General features: G+C 60.4%; 13 protein-coding genes and 1 pseudogene. 8 read left to right on the forward strand and 6 right to left on the reverse strand.

Annotated elements, in window-relative coordinates:
• Positions 1–203: pseudogene (locus OQK_RS26940) on the reverse strand (HlyD family secretion protein); the annotation flags it as partial.
• Positions 200–1,855 (reverse strand): MFS transporter, encoded by a 1,656-nt coding sequence (locus OQK_RS26945; RefSeq protein ID WP_016775184.1) that lies wholly within the window; start codon positions 1,853–1,855, stop codon positions 200–202. The pseudogene OQK_RS26940 and the gene OQK_RS26945, both read right to left, overlap by 4 nt.
• A 309-nt stretch (positions 1,856–2,164) precedes the next feature.
• Between OQK_RS26945 and OQK_RS26950 the strand changes: the two genes are divergently transcribed.
• The 6 genes from OQK_RS26950 (at position 2,165) to OQK_RS26975 (ending at position 8,423) form a co-directional block, all read left to right on the forward strand.
• Entirely contained in the window at positions 2,165–3,460 is a 1,296-nt protein-coding gene (locus tag OQK_RS26950) for an OprD family porin (protein ID WP_016775185.1), read from the forward strand.
• 282 nt (positions 3,461–3,742) lie between these two features.
• Entirely contained in the window at positions 3,743–4,567 is an 825-nt protein-coding gene (locus tag OQK_RS26955) for an NAD-dependent epimerase/dehydratase family protein (RefSeq protein WP_016775186.1), read from the forward strand.
• Between the two features lie 43 nt (positions 4,568–4,610).
• The gene (locus OQK_RS26960; RefSeq protein ID WP_016775187.1) at positions 4,611–5,504 is read left to right on the forward strand and encodes an SMP-30/gluconolactonase/LRE family protein; all 894 of its coding nucleotides are present in this window, start codon (positions 4,611–4,613) and stop codon (positions 5,502–5,504) included.
• Between the two features lie 61 nt (positions 5,505–5,565).
• A complete protein-coding gene (locus OQK_RS26965) occupies positions 5,566–6,540 on the forward strand; it encodes a TRAP transporter substrate-binding protein (RefSeq protein WP_016775188.1) in 975 nt (324 codons plus the stop codon).
• A 75-nt stretch (positions 6,541–6,615) separates the two neighbouring features.
• Entirely contained in the window at positions 6,616–7,143 is a 528-nt protein-coding gene (locus tag OQK_RS26970; RefSeq protein ID WP_016775190.1) for a TRAP transporter small permease, read from the forward strand.
• Positions 7,143–8,423, forward strand: a complete 1,281-nt coding sequence (locus OQK_RS26975; protein WP_016775191.1) for a TRAP transporter large permease — start codon at positions 7,143–7,145, stop codon at positions 8,421–8,423. The genes OQK_RS26970 and OQK_RS26975 overlap by 1 nt, the downstream gene beginning before the upstream one ends.
• 51 nt (positions 8,424–8,474) lie before the next feature.
• Here the strand turns inward: OQK_RS26975 and OQK_RS26980 are convergent, their stop codons facing one another.
• The 3 genes from OQK_RS26980 to OQK_RS26990 form a co-directional block, all read right to left on the reverse strand.
• Entirely contained in the window at positions 8,475–9,275 is an 801-nt protein-coding gene (locus OQK_RS26980) for a sulfite exporter TauE/SafE family protein (protein ID WP_016775192.1), read from the reverse strand.
• A gap of 10 nt (positions 9,276–9,285) precedes the next feature.
• Positions 9,286–10,530 carry an NAD(P)/FAD-dependent oxidoreductase gene (locus OQK_RS26985; RefSeq protein WP_016775193.1) on the reverse strand — a complete coding sequence of 415 codons (1,245 nt, stop codon included), beginning with the start codon at positions 10,528–10,530 and terminating at the stop codon, positions 9,286–9,288.
• A 168-nt stretch (positions 10,531–10,698) separates the two neighbouring features.
• A complete protein-coding gene (locus OQK_RS26990; RefSeq protein WP_016775194.1) occupies positions 10,699–11,040 on the reverse strand; it encodes an ArsR/SmtB family transcription factor in 342 nt (113 codons plus the stop codon).
• Positions 11,041–11,132: 92 nt separating this feature from the next.
• Here OQK_RS26990 and OQK_RS26995 point away from each other — a divergent pair, with 92 nt between their 5' ends.
• On the forward strand, positions 11,133–11,996 hold the full coding sequence (locus tag OQK_RS26995) for an MBL fold metallo-hydrolase (RefSeq protein ID WP_016775195.1): 864 nt from the start codon (positions 11,133–11,135) through the stop codon (positions 11,994–11,996).
• 164 nt (positions 11,997–12,160) lie between these two features.
• Here the strand turns inward: OQK_RS26995 and bkdR are convergent, their stop codons facing one another.
• A complete protein-coding gene (gene bkdR / locus OQK_RS27000) occupies positions 12,161–12,649 on the reverse strand; it encodes a Bkd operon transcriptional regulator BkdR (protein WP_016775196.1) in 489 nt (162 codons plus the stop codon).
• 184 nt (positions 12,650–12,833) lie between these two features.
• On the opposite strand from bkdR, the gene OQK_RS27005 reads away from it, so the two are divergent.
• On the forward strand, positions 12,834–13,855 hold a 1,022-nt coding region (locus OQK_RS27005), incomplete at its 3' end, for a 3-methyl-2-oxobutanoate dehydrogenase (2-methylpropanoyl-transferring) subunit alpha (protein WP_016775198.1).

Here is a 13,855-nt window from a genome sequence, read left to right on the forward strand (position 1 = left end):
GTTTCGACCGCACTGCTGAATGGCGGCAGTTGCCACGCATACAGCACGATCAGCACGCCGACGATGGCGATTGCGGCAAAGCCCAGCGAAGAGATGATCCGCACCCGCAGCGAACGCGGCGCGGTATTCGGTGACGATGGCGGCGCCTCCCCTTCAGGCGTGGCGGCGATGGCGTTGGTAGTTGTGGTGGTCGGTTCGGTCATGAAGAAGTGGCACCGCTGGGTGGTACGGAAGGTGTCGGCTCAATGGCTTTGGTGGTGCTCATCAGCCACAACGCGCGAATCGAAAGCCAGATCATGGTCAGGACGGCAATGACCGCAATCAGCATGAAGACATCGTTATAGGCCAGCACGTTCGCTTCGCGTGTCGCCGCATTGGCGAGGCTGCGCATGCCGGCCAGATTGCGCAAGCTCGGGTCGGCGAGCAAACCGCCGAACGCCGAGCCGCCGCTCTGCACTCGCGCAGCCACCAAGGGATCGGACATCACCAGATGATCGACGATGTGGCTGGAATGGTACTTCTCCCGCACGATCTGAAAAGTGCCAAGCAACGCCGCGCCGAGCAGTCCGCCGAGGTTATTGCAGATCCCGAACAGCACGGAAAAACTCACCAGGTTGCGCGGATTGGTCAGCACGTTACGCGTGCCGAAGACCATGGTCGGGCCGAGAAAAAACGTACTGCCGAACGCCAGTAGAAACTGGCTGAAATACATGTTGGCGGGACGGGTCAGGTTGTTCGAGAAGCTGTCCATCACCGAACCGGTGGCCATCAGCGCCAAGGAAATGATCAACGGCATCAGCAGGTGTTTGGGATCGATGGTCAACGCGCTGGTGGCAAGCCCGGCGATGCTGCCGATCAGCATCACCACGTACAGACTGTGCAATTGCTCATAGCCCATGTTGAGGTTCTGCATGAAACCGACCGCGCCGGTGGATTGCTCCGAGGTGACCATGCGAATCAGGGTCACCGCCAGCGCGAGGCGGATCATCGTTCCGCTGCCCAGCCAGCGGGTCATCAGCATCGGGTTGCTGCGGTTATGCTCGATGGCCAGGCCCATGATGATCAGCGCGATCGAACAGGCCAGCGCCACGCCGATCCAGTCTGCCTCCAGCCACCAGTCGATCCGCCCCAGCGACAGCACCGCGCACAACAACGCCACACCCGTGGCGAGGATGGCGAAGGTGAGGAAATCGAGTTTTTCAAAGGTCTTGAAGCGGTCACCGGGCGGCAACTTCAGCAGCAACACACAGCCGAGTGACAGCAGGGCCATGCCCAATTCGAACAAGTACAAACCGCGCCATTCGGCGATCTGCAACAGGTCTTCGGAAAACAGCCGCGCCAGCGGTAACGCCAACTGCGACGTGCCGAGGCCGAGTACCAACGCTTTGAGCCGCCATTTCGCCGGGAATGCCTGGACCATGTAATACAGACCCAGCGAGCTCAGCGCCGCACCGACCATGCCGTGCGCCGCTCGCACCGCCACTGCCGAGTTGAGATCGTTGACGAACAAATGGCCGAAGGTCACCAGCGCGTACAACACAAGGAACACTTCTGTGAACGCGCGCAAGCCGAACTGCTGGCGAAACTTCACCAGCAGCAGGTTCATCGACACGTTGGTCATCACATACGCCGCCGGCAGCCAGGCCATCTCCGCCGTGGTCGCGCCGAGCGAGCCTTGCAGGTAAGGCAGGTTGGCAACCACCAGCGAGTTGCCCAACCCACCGGTCACCGCCACCAGCACGCCAACCGCCGCGTACGCCAGGCGCTTGGGCGTGGAGTGCAGCGGTGTCGACGGAGAACCGGGCAGGCTGGGCTTTTCGTGGGGTTGCCAGTTGCGCGGGGCGTATTTATCCATGAATCGGCCTGGTGCTGGGGGTGGAGGAAGTTTGCCGCAATTTGACGGGCAATACACGACTCGACAGACACCAAGGAACCCTGTGGGAGCGAGCCTGCTCGCTAAAGCGCTGTGTCAGTCGACAACTTCATTGATTGAAAGTCCGCATTCGCGTGCAGGCTCGCTCCCACATGGGTTCGGCGTCGAATGGGAGGTCATCGTATAACTTCCAGTTGACAATCCCCGAAAATCTGGGAAATATCCGCATCGATGTTGTACGACGACGTATGACAAATAATAAAAACAACAAACGATCCAGGGAGCGTCACAGTGAGCCCACTCGCCCGCAATTCCGTCCGCCCTTCACGTTTTGCCCATTTCAAACCGCGTTCGACCCTGAGCCTGATCGGTTGCAGCAGCCTCGCTCTGGCCTTGCCGATGAGCGCCGATGCCGAGGGCTTTCTCGACGACAGCAAAGCCACGCTGAACCTGCGCAACGCCTACTTCAACCGCAACTTCGTCAACCCGGCCTATCCGCAGGGCAAGGCCGAAGAGTGGACGCAGAGCTTCATTCTCGACGCCAAATCCGGCTTCACCCAAGGCACCGTCGGCTTCGGCCTCGATGTGCTCGGGCTGTATTCGCAAAAGCTCGATGGCGGCAAAGGCACTGGCGGTACGCAGTTGTTGCCGATTCATGATGACGGTCGCCCGGCCGACAATTTCGGTCGCCTCGGCGTGGCGCTGAAAGCCAAAGTCTCGAAGACCGAACTGAAAGTCGGTGAATGGATGCCAGTGCTGCCGATCCTGCGTTCCGACGATGGCCGCTCCCTGCCGCAGACCTTTCGCGGTGGCCAGATCACGTCCACCGAGATCAACGGCCTGACCGTTTACGGCGGCCAGTTTCGTGGCAACAGCCCGCGCAACGACGCGAGCATGGAAGACATGTCGATGAACGGCCGCGGTGCGTTCACCTCCGATCGCTTCAACTTCGGCGGCGGCGAATACAGCTTCAACGAAAAGCGCACGATGGTCGGCGTGTGGTACGCCGAGCTCACCGACATCTACCAGCAGCAGTATTTCAACCTCAGCCACAGCCAGCCGATGGGCGACTGGACGCTGGGCGCCAACCTCGGTTTCTTCACCGGCAAGGAAGACGGCAGCGCTCAGGCCGGCGACCTCGACAACAAGACCGCGTTCGCCCTGCTCTCGGCCAAGTACGGCGGCAACACTTTCTACGTCGGCCTGCAGAAACTCACCGGCGACGATGCCTGGATGCGCGTCAACGGCACCAGCGGCGGCACACTGGCCAACGACAGTTACAACGCCAGTTATGACAACGCCAAAGAGCGCTCCTGGCAGGTGCGTCACGACTACAACTTCGTTGCGCTGGGCGTGCCTGGCCTGACCCTGATGAACCGCTACATCAGCGGCGATAACGTGCACACCGCCACCACCAATGACGGCAAGGAATGGGGCCGCGAATCAGAGCTGGCCTACACCGTGCAGAGCGGCCCGCTGAAGAACCTCAACGTGAAATGGCGCAACGCGACCATTCGCCGGGACTTCAGCACCAACGAATTTGACGAGAACCGGATCTTTATCAGCTATCCGATTTCGTTGTTGTAAAGCGAGTTTCCACACCGATATTCCCTGTGGGAGCGAGCTTGCTCGCGAATGCGTCGGGTCAGACGACTCATCTTTTAATGACGCAGCGCTTTCGCGAGCAAGCTCGCTCCCACAGGAGACTGCATTGCCAACTAAAGGATTCTGCAGACTCAGGACTGGGCGCGCCCTTCCGTCATCTACACCAAAAGTCGCGTTGACAAGATCCGGAAACCCTACCGATACTTCAGCGCAGTCATACGACAACCTACAACAAACCTAATAACAATGTGTTCAGGGATTGCCATGACGTCTACTTCTACCCCCCGCGCTCCATTCAACCGCCTGCTGCTGACCGGTGCCGCCGGCGGCCTGGGCAAAGTGCTGCGCGAACGCCTGCGCCCTTACGCCAACGTGCTGCGCCTGTCCGACATCGCCGCCCTCGCCCCGGCCGTCGATGACCACGAAGAAGTCGTGCTCTGCGACCTCGCCGACAAGCAAGCCGTGCATCAACTGGTCGAAGGGGTCGATGCGATCCTGCATTTCGGCGGCGTCTCGGTCGAGCGCCCGTTCGAAGAAATCCTCGGTGCCAACATCTGCGGCGTGTTCCACATTTACGAAGCGGCGCGCAAGCACGGTGTGAAGCGGGTGATCTTCGCCAGCTCCAACCACGTCATCGGTTTCTACAAACAGGACCAACAGCTCGACGCCACTTCGGCGCGTCGTCCCGATGGTTACTACGGCTTGTCCAAGTCCTACGGCGAAGACATGGCCAGTTTCTACTTCGATCGCTACGGCATCGAAACCGTCAGCATCCGCATCGGCTCCTCGTTCCCCGAACCGCAGAACCGCCGGATGATGCACACCTGGCTGAGCTTCGACGATCTCACGCAACTGCTCGAACGCTCGCTGTACACACCAAACGTCGGCCACACCGTGGTCTACGGCATGTCCGCCAACAAAGATGTCTGGTGGGACAACCGCTACGCCAGCCACCTCGGTTTCGAAGCCAAGGACACCTCGGAAGTGTTCCGCGACAAGGTCGAAGCGCAACCGATGCCAGCCGACGATGATCCGGCGCGGATCTATCAGGGCGGCGCTTTCGTCGCAGCAGGCCCGTTCGGCGACTGACCGTTCGACTTGATCCCCTCCAATAAAAACCATGGGAATGAGTATGCAAGCCGAATTGATCGTCGACGCCCGCAACGCGGTCGGTGAAAGCCCGGTCTGGGTGCCGCAGGAAAACGCCCTGTACTGGGTCGATATTCCTAACGGCGGGCTGCAACGCTGGAGCGCTGACACCGGGCACGTCGCCTCGTGGAAGGCCCCGGAAATGCTCGCCTGCATCACCCGCCACCGCAGTGGTGGCTGGGTCGCCGGTATGGAAAGCGGCTTCTTTCGCCTGCACCCGCACAGCGACGGCAGCCTCGACAGCGAATTGCTCGCCACCGTCGAGCACAGCCGCGCCGACATGCGCCTCAACGACGGTCGCTGCGATCGCCAAGGGCGTTTCTGGGCCGGCAGCATGGTGCTGAACATGGGCCTGAACGCGCCTGAAGGCCGGCTCTATCGCTACGGCGCCGGGCAGACGGGCGTGGTCGAAGCGCAGCTGGATGGCTTCATCGTGCCCAACGGCCTCGCTTTCAGCCCTGACGGCAAGACCATGTACCTGTCGGATTCGCACCCCGATGTGCAACTGATCTGGGCCTTCGATTACGACACCGAGACCGGCACGCCATCGAATCGCCGAATCTTCGTCGACATGAATCATTTCCCCGGCCGCCCCGATGGCGCCGCCGTGGATGCCGAAGGCTGCTACTGGATCTGCGCCAACGACGCCGGCCTGATCCACCGCTTCGCCCCGGACGGCCGACTGGATTTCTCGCTGGAAGTACCGGTGAAGAAACCGACCATGTGCGCTTTCGGCGGCAGCAACCTGGACACCTTGTTTGTCGCCTCGATTCGCCCCGGCGATGACCACGACCCGCAATCGCTGGCCGGCGGCGTGTTCGCCCTGAAGCCAGGCGTCAAAGGCCTCGCCGAACCGCAATTCAACGATTTGCTTTAGACCCTCTGCTGCACCGCTGCGCCTTGAACACAAAAATAACAAGACTGGAGACTCACCCCCCATGAACTTCAAACGCACCTTGCTCGCCGCTGCACTCCCGCTGATGTTCACCTTTGCCGGTGCCGCTCAGGCGGAAATGAAACTCAAATTTGCCGACATTCACCCCGCCGGTTATCCAACCGTGGTGGCTGAAGAAAACATGGGCAAGGCCCTGACCAAGGAAACCAACGGCGAACTGACTTTCCAGTATTTCCCGGGCGGTGTGCTGGGATCGGAAAAGGAAGTCATCGAGCAGATGCAGGTCGGCGCAGTGCAGTTGTCCCGCGTCAGCCTGGGGATCGTCGGCCCCGTGGTGCCGGATGTGAACGTGTTCAACATGCCGTTCATCTTCCGCGATCAGCAACACATGCGTAACGTCATCGACGGACCGGTGGGCGACGAGATCCTCGGCAAAATCACCAACTCTGAATTCGGCCTGGTGGCCCTGGCCTGGATGGACGGCGGCACGCGCAACATCTACACCAAGAAACCGGTGCGCAAGCTCGAAGACCTCAAGGGCATGAAGATCCGCGTACAAGGCAACCCGATGTTCATCGACATGATGAACGCCATGGGCGGTAACGGCATCGCCATGGATACCGGGGAAATCTTCAGTGCCCTGCAGACCGGCGTGATCGACGGTGCGGAGAACAACCCGCCGACCCTGCTCGAACACAACCACTTCCAGAACGCCAAGTTCTACAGCCTGACCGGTCACCTGATCCTGCCAGAGCCAATCGTGATGTCGAAAATCACCTGGGAAAAACTCACCCCGGATCAGCAGGAAATGGTCAAGAAAGCCGCCAAGGCTGCCCAGGCTGAAGAGCGCGTGCTGTGGGACAAGAAGTCCGCTGCCAGCGAGGAAAAACTCAAGGCTGCCGGTGTCGAGTTCATCACCGTTGACAAGAAACCTTTCTACGACGCTACGGCCTCGGTTCGCGAAAAATACGGCGCGCCTTATGCCGATCTGATCAAAAAGATCGAAGCCGTTCAGTAACGCCTCCCGCTCCGTACTCATGAAAAAGGCCCGGCGCGCCAGCGGTTCAGGCGCGCCCGGTTACGGTGGAACCCGATGAAGAATCTGCTGCTGCGTATCAACGACAAGATCTACATGACGTGCATCTGGGTCGCCGGCCTTTCCGTCCTGGCGATTTCCCTGATGATTCCCTGGGGCGTGTTCGCCCGCTACGTGCTCGGCACCGGTTCGAGCTGGCCTGAGCCAACGGCGATCCTGCTGATGATGGTGTTCACCTTCATCGGCGCCGCCGCCAGTTACCGCGCCGGTGCGCACATGGCCGTGGCCATGCTCACCGACCGCATGCCACCGCAGCTGAAATCCGCAGCAGCGATTTTTTCGCAACTGCTGATGGCGGCAATCTGCATCTTCATGACCATCTGGGGCACCAAGCTGTGCATGTCCACCTGGAACCAGTTCATGGCCGCCCTGCCCGATCTGCGGGTTGGCGTGACCTATCTGCCGATCCCCCTGGGCGGCTTGCTGACGCTGATTTTTGTCGTGGAAAAACTCTTGCTCGGTGACCAGAGCAAACGTCGGGTCGTGCAGTTCGACCTGGTTGAAGAAAGTGAAGGTGCCGTTTAATGGACGCTCTGATTCTGCTGGGCAGTTTTATCGTATTGATCCTGATCGGCATGCCGGTCGCCTACGCGTTGGGCGCCGCTGCGCTGATCGGCGCTTGGTGGATCGACATTCCATTCCAGGCGGTGATGATCCAGGTCGCCTCGGGGGTGAACAAATTCTCGCTGCTGGCCATTCCGTTCTTCGTCCTGGCCGGCGCGATCATGGCCGAGGGCGGCATGTCCCGGCGGTTAGTGGCGTGTGCCGGGGTGCTGGTAGGTTTCGTCCGTGGTGGCCTGTCACTGGTCAACATCGTCGCCTCGACCTTCTTCGGTGCGATCTCCGGTTCGTCAGTGGCCGACACCGCGTCGGTGGGTTCGGTACTGATCCCGGAAATGGAACGCAAGGGCTATCCGCGCGACTTCTCCACCGCTGTGACCGTCAGCGGTTCGGTGCAAGCCCTGCTGACCCCGCCAAGTCATAACTCAGTGCTCTACTCGCTGGCCGCCGGCGGTACTGTTTCGATCGCTTCGCTGTTCATGGCCGGCATCGTCCCGGGCCTGCTGATGAGCGCCTGCCTGATGGTGTTGTGCCTGATCTTCGCGAAAAAGCGCAACTACCCCAAGGGCGAAGTGATTCCGATGCGCCAGGCGCTGAAGATCGTCGGCGAAGCCCTGTGGGGCATGATGGCGATGGTGATCATCCTCGGCGGCATTCTCTCGGGTATTTTCACCGCCACTGAATCGGCGGCCATCGCCGTGCTTTGGTCATTCTTCGTGACCATGTTCATCTACCGCGACTACAAATGGAGCGAGCTGCCCAAGCTGATGCATCGCACGGTGCGCACGATCTCCATCGTGATGATCCTGATCGGTTTCGCCGCCAGCTTCGGCTACATCATGACGCTGATGCAGATCCCGGCGAAAATCACCACGCTGTTCCTGACCCTGTCGGACAACCGCTACGTGATCCTGATGTGCATCAACGTGATGTTGCTGTTGCTTGGCACGGTGATGGACATGGCGCCGCTGATCCTGATCCTCACGCCGATCCTGATGCCAGTGATCATGGGTATTGGCGTCGATCCGGTGCAGTTCGGCATGATCATGCTGGTGAACCTGGGGATCGGATTGATAACACCGCCGGTGGGCGCGGTGCTCTTCGTCGGCTCGGCGGTGGGCAAGGTCAGTATCGAAAGCACCGTAAAAGCGCTGCTGCCGTTCTATGGCGTGCTGTTCCTGGTGCTGCTGCTGGTGACCTACGTTCCGGCGATTTCGCTGTGGCTGCCGCACCTGGTGTTGTAACCGTCTGAAAAGATCGCAGCCTCGTGCAAGGAGGCTGCGATCTTTTGCTCTTCACGCCCGCAACAACATGTACCCCGCGACCACCAGACAGACACTGGCAAACCCCACCTGCAACGCCCGCGCCGGCACCTGCGCGCACAGCCTGCGACCGATGAGCATGCCAACGATGCTGGCGACAATGAACGCCCCACCCTGGCTGTCGATACGCACCCCCGCATGAAACGCGCCGATCACGCCGATCGCGGAAATCAAGCTGATCACCATCAACGACGTCGCAACGATGCCGCGCATCTGCACATCGGTCAGTTGCTTGAACGCCGGCACGATCAGAAAGCCGCCGCCGACGCCAAGTAATCCCGAAACCACGCCAGTAACCGCTCCCAGTGCAGCCAGAGTGGCGGTGCATTTGGCGGTCCAGTCGAAGCGCCCGGTCTGCTCGTTGAGCATGCAGTTTTTCTGCCCCCAACTGGCATGGCCGTGATCGCTCGGCCCGGCTTGCTGACGCTCCTTTCTGAACATCCGCCAGGCGACCAGGACCATCAGCAGGCTGAACAGCATCATCAGAATCTTTTCCGGCAACTGATGTGCGAAGTAGATCCCCAGCGGCGAAAACACCGCGCCCAGTGCCGCGATCAACAGCGCCGCGCGGTAACGCACCAGGCCATGGCGCAAACCATCGATCGCCCCGACCGCCGCCGCGCTGCCGACCGCAAACAAGGCCACCGGCGCCGCTTGCGTCATCGTCCAGCCGAGCCCGAGCACCAGCGCCGGCACCGCGAGAATCCCGCCGCCTGCGCCGGTCAGGCCGAGGACCAACCCCATCACCACGCCAAACAGACTTGCCAGCAACATAGGGGTTTTCTCAGTCGACCCTGGACAGACGCGTCAGCCACTCGCGGCCCTTGAGCATGCCGTGCCAGTAGAACCACGGCAGCAGCGTCGCCTTCAGCCACCACGCCGAACGGCGGGCCACGGTCGGGTCCAGCGGGAAAGTCGGCAGCAGTTTGCCGCCATAGCCGAACTCGGCGAGGATCACCTTGCCCTTCTCCACCGTCAGCGGGCACGAGCCGTAGCCGTCGTACTTGAGCGGCAACGGCTGTTGTTTGCGCGCGGCCAGCAGGTTCTGCGCAACGACGACAACCTGCTTGCGCACCGCTGCGGCGGTTTTCGCGTTGCTGGTGCCGCAGATATCGCCCAGTGCGAACACCTCGGGATAGCGCAGATGCTGCAGGCTGTGCGGATCGACCTCGCACCAACCGCCGGCATCGGCCAGCGGACTCTGGGCGATGAAATCCGGCGCGACTTGTGGCGGCACGACGTGCAGCAGATCGAAGGTTTTCGCGACCCGGCTGACATTGCCGTCGGCGTCCTTGACTTCAAACCACGCGGTTTTTGCCGGGCCGTCGACCTTGACCAGATTCGAGTTGAACGCCAGTTGCGCGTCGTACTGTTCGATGTACTTCATCAACGGCGAAACGAAGGTCGGCACGCCAAACAGCGCAGCGCCAGCGAGGTTGAATTCGACATTGATGTCTTTCAGCACGGCGGATTTGCGCCAGTAATCGCAAGACAGATACAGGGCCTTCTGCGGCGCGCCGGCACATTTGATCGGCATCGCCGGCTGGGTGAACAGCGCCCGGCCGTCGCGCAGTTTCTGCACTTGATCCCAGGTGTACTGGGCGTGCTGATAGCTGTAGTTGGAGGTGACGCCGTGCTGGCCGAGGCTTTCCTGCAAGCCTTCGATTTTCTCCCAGGCCAGGCGCAGGCCGGGGCAGACGATCAGGTTCTGATAGCTGACGGTGCGCTGGTCGTCGAGGGTGAGTTGGCGGCTTTGCGGGTCGATGGCGCTGACACTGGCCTGAATCCACGTCGCCTGACGCGGCATGACTTTGCTCATCGGCCTGACGGTGTCTTTCACATCAAACGCACCACCGCCGACCAGCGTCCACGCCGGTTGATAGTAGTGCTGTGAACTCGGTTCGATCACGGTGACTTTGAGCTGCGGGTCACGCTTGAGCAGGCTGGCGACAAAACCGATGCCGGCCGTGCCACCGCCGATGACCACGATGTCCGCACTGATGGATGGGCCCCAGTGTTGATCGTTCATTGCTTGTTCCTTTTGCTGCACGCAAGGATTTGTTCGGGTCAAACCAAAGAACCTGTGGGAGCTGGCTTGCCAGCGAAAGCGGTGTGTCAGTCACATAAATATTGGCTGATAAGTCCTCATCGCTGGCAAGCCAGCTCCCACAGGGTAAGTAAGTGTTAGGGCTGGCATTTATGGCTGTTCCCAGCTCTTGAGTACCGCTCCGCAATACAGCCCCGACAGGGTTTTCATCACCTGGATCACTTCGTGACTGGCCAGGCCGTAGAAAATGTATTTGCCTTCGCGGCGGGTCGCGACCAGGCCTTCATCGCGCAAGATGCCCAGTTGTTGGGACAGCGTCGGCTGGCGTACGCCGGTCATTTTTTCCAGCTCGCCGACGTTGCGTTCGCCCTGGGTCAGTTGACAGAGGATCAACAGGCGATCCTCATTGGCCAAGGCTTTGAGCAAGGCGCAGGCTTTGGACGCCGAGGCGCGCAGTTGGGCGACTTCACATTCGGTCAGACTGGATTGCATTTGCACGAGGCCTTGAAGGTCACTTAAGCTGCGAACATTATGTTTTTACATAAACTGTTGCAACTCGAAATTCCTCAGCACAGGTTTCTGCCATGCCCGCCCTGATTGAAGCGTTCCTCGACCCCGCCTCCTCGACCTACAGCTACGTGGTCTATGAAGCCGACGGCGGCCAGTGCGCGATCGTCGACCCGGTGCTTGACTACGATGGCGCTGCCGGGCGCACCGGCACGGCGCAGGCGGACAAGATCATCGCTTTCGTGCGTGCGCACCGGCTGCAAGTGCAATGGCTGCTGGAAACCCACGCCCACGCCGATCACCTCTCCGCCGCGCCGTACCTGCGTCGGGAACTGGGCGGTAAGATCGCCATCGGTGAATCGATCAGCAAAGTGCAGAATGTGTTCAAGGCGCTGTTCAATCTGGAGCCGGAATTTTGCGTCGATGGCTCGCAGTTCGATCATCTGTTCGCGCCGAACGAGTCGTTCATGATCGGCAACCTCAAGGCTACCGCGCTGCACGTCCCCGGCCATACGCCAGCGGACATGGCGTACCTGATCGACGGCGAGCAGATCCTGGTGGGTGACACGCTGTTCATGCCCGACGTTGGCACCGCGCGCTGTGATTTCCCTGGCGGCAATGCGCAACAATTGTTCAAGTCGATCCAGAAGCTGCTGGCGTTTCCAGCCAGCGTGAAGCTTTACGTCTGCCACGATTACCCGCCCGAAGGCCGCGCCTCACAGTGTCAGACCACTGTCGGCGAACAGCGCAAAAGCAATATTCATGTGCATGACGGGATCGATGAAGCGGCGTTCGTCGAGATGCGCACGACACGTGACGCTGGGTTAGGCATGCCGACGTTGCTGCTGCCGGCGATTCAGGTGAACGTGCGGGCTGGGAATCTGCCTGCGCCTGAGGACAATGGCGTGGTGTACCTGAAGATTCCGCTGAACAAACTCTGACCCCTAGTCAGGCGCCCTAAGTCTGATCGTTGATCGTTCCCACGCTCCGCGTGGGAATGCATCCCGTGACGCTCTGCGTCACTTCTTGAGGCGGAACGCGGAGCGTCCCTGGCGGCATTCCCACGCGGAGCGTGGGAACGATCGGCGTCTGCAGGTCAGTCGTATCAATTGCCCAACGTCAACCCATTGGCCGGCAACGGCAATGCGGTCTTGTAGCGCACCTGCTTGAGCGCAAAGCTGGAGCGAATATTCGCCACACCCGGCACCTTGGTCAGAAAATCCATCATGAACCGTTCCAGCGACTGAATGCTCGGCACCAGCACGCGAATCAGATAATCCGGATCACCCGCCATCAAGTAGCACTCCATCACCTCGGGCCGATCAGAAATCGCTTCCTCGAAATGCTGCAACGCCTCCTCTACCTGTTTTTCCAGGCTGACGTGAATGAACACGTTTACGTGCAGCCCCAGCAGATCGGCATCCAGCAGCGTGACCTGCTCGCGAATCAAGCCCAATTCTTCCATGGCCTTGACCCGGTTGAAGCACGGCGTCGGCGACAGGTTCACCGAGCGAGCGAGGTCGGCGTTGGTGATGCGCGCGTTCTCCTGAAGGCTGTTGAGAATGCCGATGTCGGTACGGTCCAGTTTGCGCATGAGACAAAACCACCTGTTTTTTATGTTTATGCAGAATTTCTATCTGCAAATGGTCGCCAGCGCAACGAAACACAGAGAAATATTCTTCTTGGCCACGCCTATGATTGTTGTAGGACAAGATTTCCTCATCCCGGAATGACTGCCAGCTCACTACAAGAAATTCACAAGATCGAGCGTAGAAGCCATGACCCAAGCGTATGAACCGCTGCGCCTGCACGTCCCTGAACCCTCGGGCCGTCCCGGCTGCAAAACCGATTTTTCCTACCTGCATCTGACCGATGCCGGTACGGTGCGCAAACCTCCTGTCGATGTTGAACCTGCCGACACCGCCGACCTCGCCCGTGGCCTTATTCGCGTGCTCGACGATCAGGGCAACGCCCTCGGCCCGTGGGCCGAAAACGTGCCGGTCGAGATCCTGCGCAAAGGCATGCGCGCGATGCTCAAGACGCGCATCTACGACAACCGCATGGTCGTCGCCCAGCGGCAGAAAAAGATGTCGTTCTACATGCAGAGCCTTGGCGAAGAAGCCATCGGCAGCGCCCAGGCGTTGGCGCTGAACATCGATGACATGTGCTTCCCGACCTACCGCCAGCAAAGCATTCTTATGGCCCGCGATGTGCCGCTGGTGGACCTGATCTGCCAGTTGCTGTCCAACGAGCGCGATCCGCTCAAGGGCCGCCAGTTGCCGATCATGTACTCGGTCAAGGACGCTGGCTTCTTCACCATTTCCGGCAACCTCGCCACCCAATTCATTCAGGGCGTCGGCTGGGGCATGGCCTCGGCGATCAAGGGCGATACGAAAATCGCCTCGGCATGGATCGGCGATGGCGCCACCGCCGAATCGGACTTCCACACCGCCCTCACCTTCGCTCACGTTTATCGCGCGCCGGTGATCCTCAATGTCGTGAATAACCAGTGGGCGATTTCCACCTTCCAGGCCATCGCCGGCGGTGAAGCCACGACTTTCGCCGGACGCGGTGTCGGTTGCGGCATCGCCTCGCTGCGGGTCGATGGCAACGATTTCTACGCGGTATACGCTGCTTCCGCCTGGGCTGCCGAACGCGCCCGGCGCAACCTCGGCCCGACCATGATCGAATGGGTCACCTACCGCGCCGGCCCGCACTCGACCTCCGACGACCCATCAAAATACCGCCCTGCCGATGACTGGAGCCACTTCCCGCTCGGCGATCCGATCGCGCGTCTGAA

It is taken from the genome of Pseudomonas sp. R62 (assembly GCF_000257605.1).
Lineage (GTDB): Bacteria > Pseudomonadota > Gammaproteobacteria > Pseudomonadales > Pseudomonadaceae > Aquipseudomonas > Aquipseudomonas atacamensis.

Bases quoted from the DNA above. Each gene is read 5' to 3' on its own strand.
- OQK_RS26960 (WP_016775187.1), top strand. From the start codon at position 4,611: ATGCAAGCCGAATTGATCGTCGACGCCCGCAACGCGGTCGGTGAAAGC.
- OQK_RS26990 (WP_016775194.1), bottom strand. From the start codon at position 11,040: ATGCAATCCAGTCTGACCGAATGTGAAGTCGCCCAACTGCGCGCCTCG.
- OQK_RS26955 (WP_016775186.1), top strand. From the start codon at position 3,743: ATGACGTCTACTTCTACCCCCCGCGCTCCATTCAACCGCCTGCTGCTG.
- OQK_RS26985 (WP_016775193.1), bottom strand. From the start codon at position 10,530: ATGAACGATCAACACTGGGGCCCATCCATCAGTGCGGACATCGTGGTC.
- OQK_RS26995 (WP_016775195.1), top strand. From the start codon at position 11,133: ATGCCCGCCCTGATTGAAGCGTTCCTCGACCCCGCCTCCTCGACCTAC.
- bkdR (WP_016775196.1), bottom strand. From the start codon at position 12,649: ATGCGCAAACTGGACCGTACCGACATCGGCATTCTCAACAGCCTTCAG.
- OQK_RS26980 (WP_016775192.1), bottom strand. From the start codon at position 9,275: ATGTTGCTGGCAAGTCTGTTTGGCGTGGTGATGGGGTTGGTCCTCGGC.
- OQK_RS26975 (WP_016775191.1), top strand. From the start codon at position 7,143: ATGGACGCTCTGATTCTGCTGGGCAGTTTTATCGTATTGATCCTGATC.
- OQK_RS26945 (WP_016775184.1), bottom strand. From the start codon at position 1,855: ATGGATAAATACGCCCCGCGCAACTGGCAACCCCACGAAAAGCCCAGC.
- OQK_RS26970 (WP_016775190.1), top strand. From the start codon at position 6,616: ATGAAGAATCTGCTGCTGCGTATCAACGACAAGATCTACATGACGTGC.
- OQK_RS26965 (WP_016775188.1), top strand. From the start codon at position 5,566: ATGAACTTCAAACGCACCTTGCTCGCCGCTGCACTCCCGCTGATGTTC.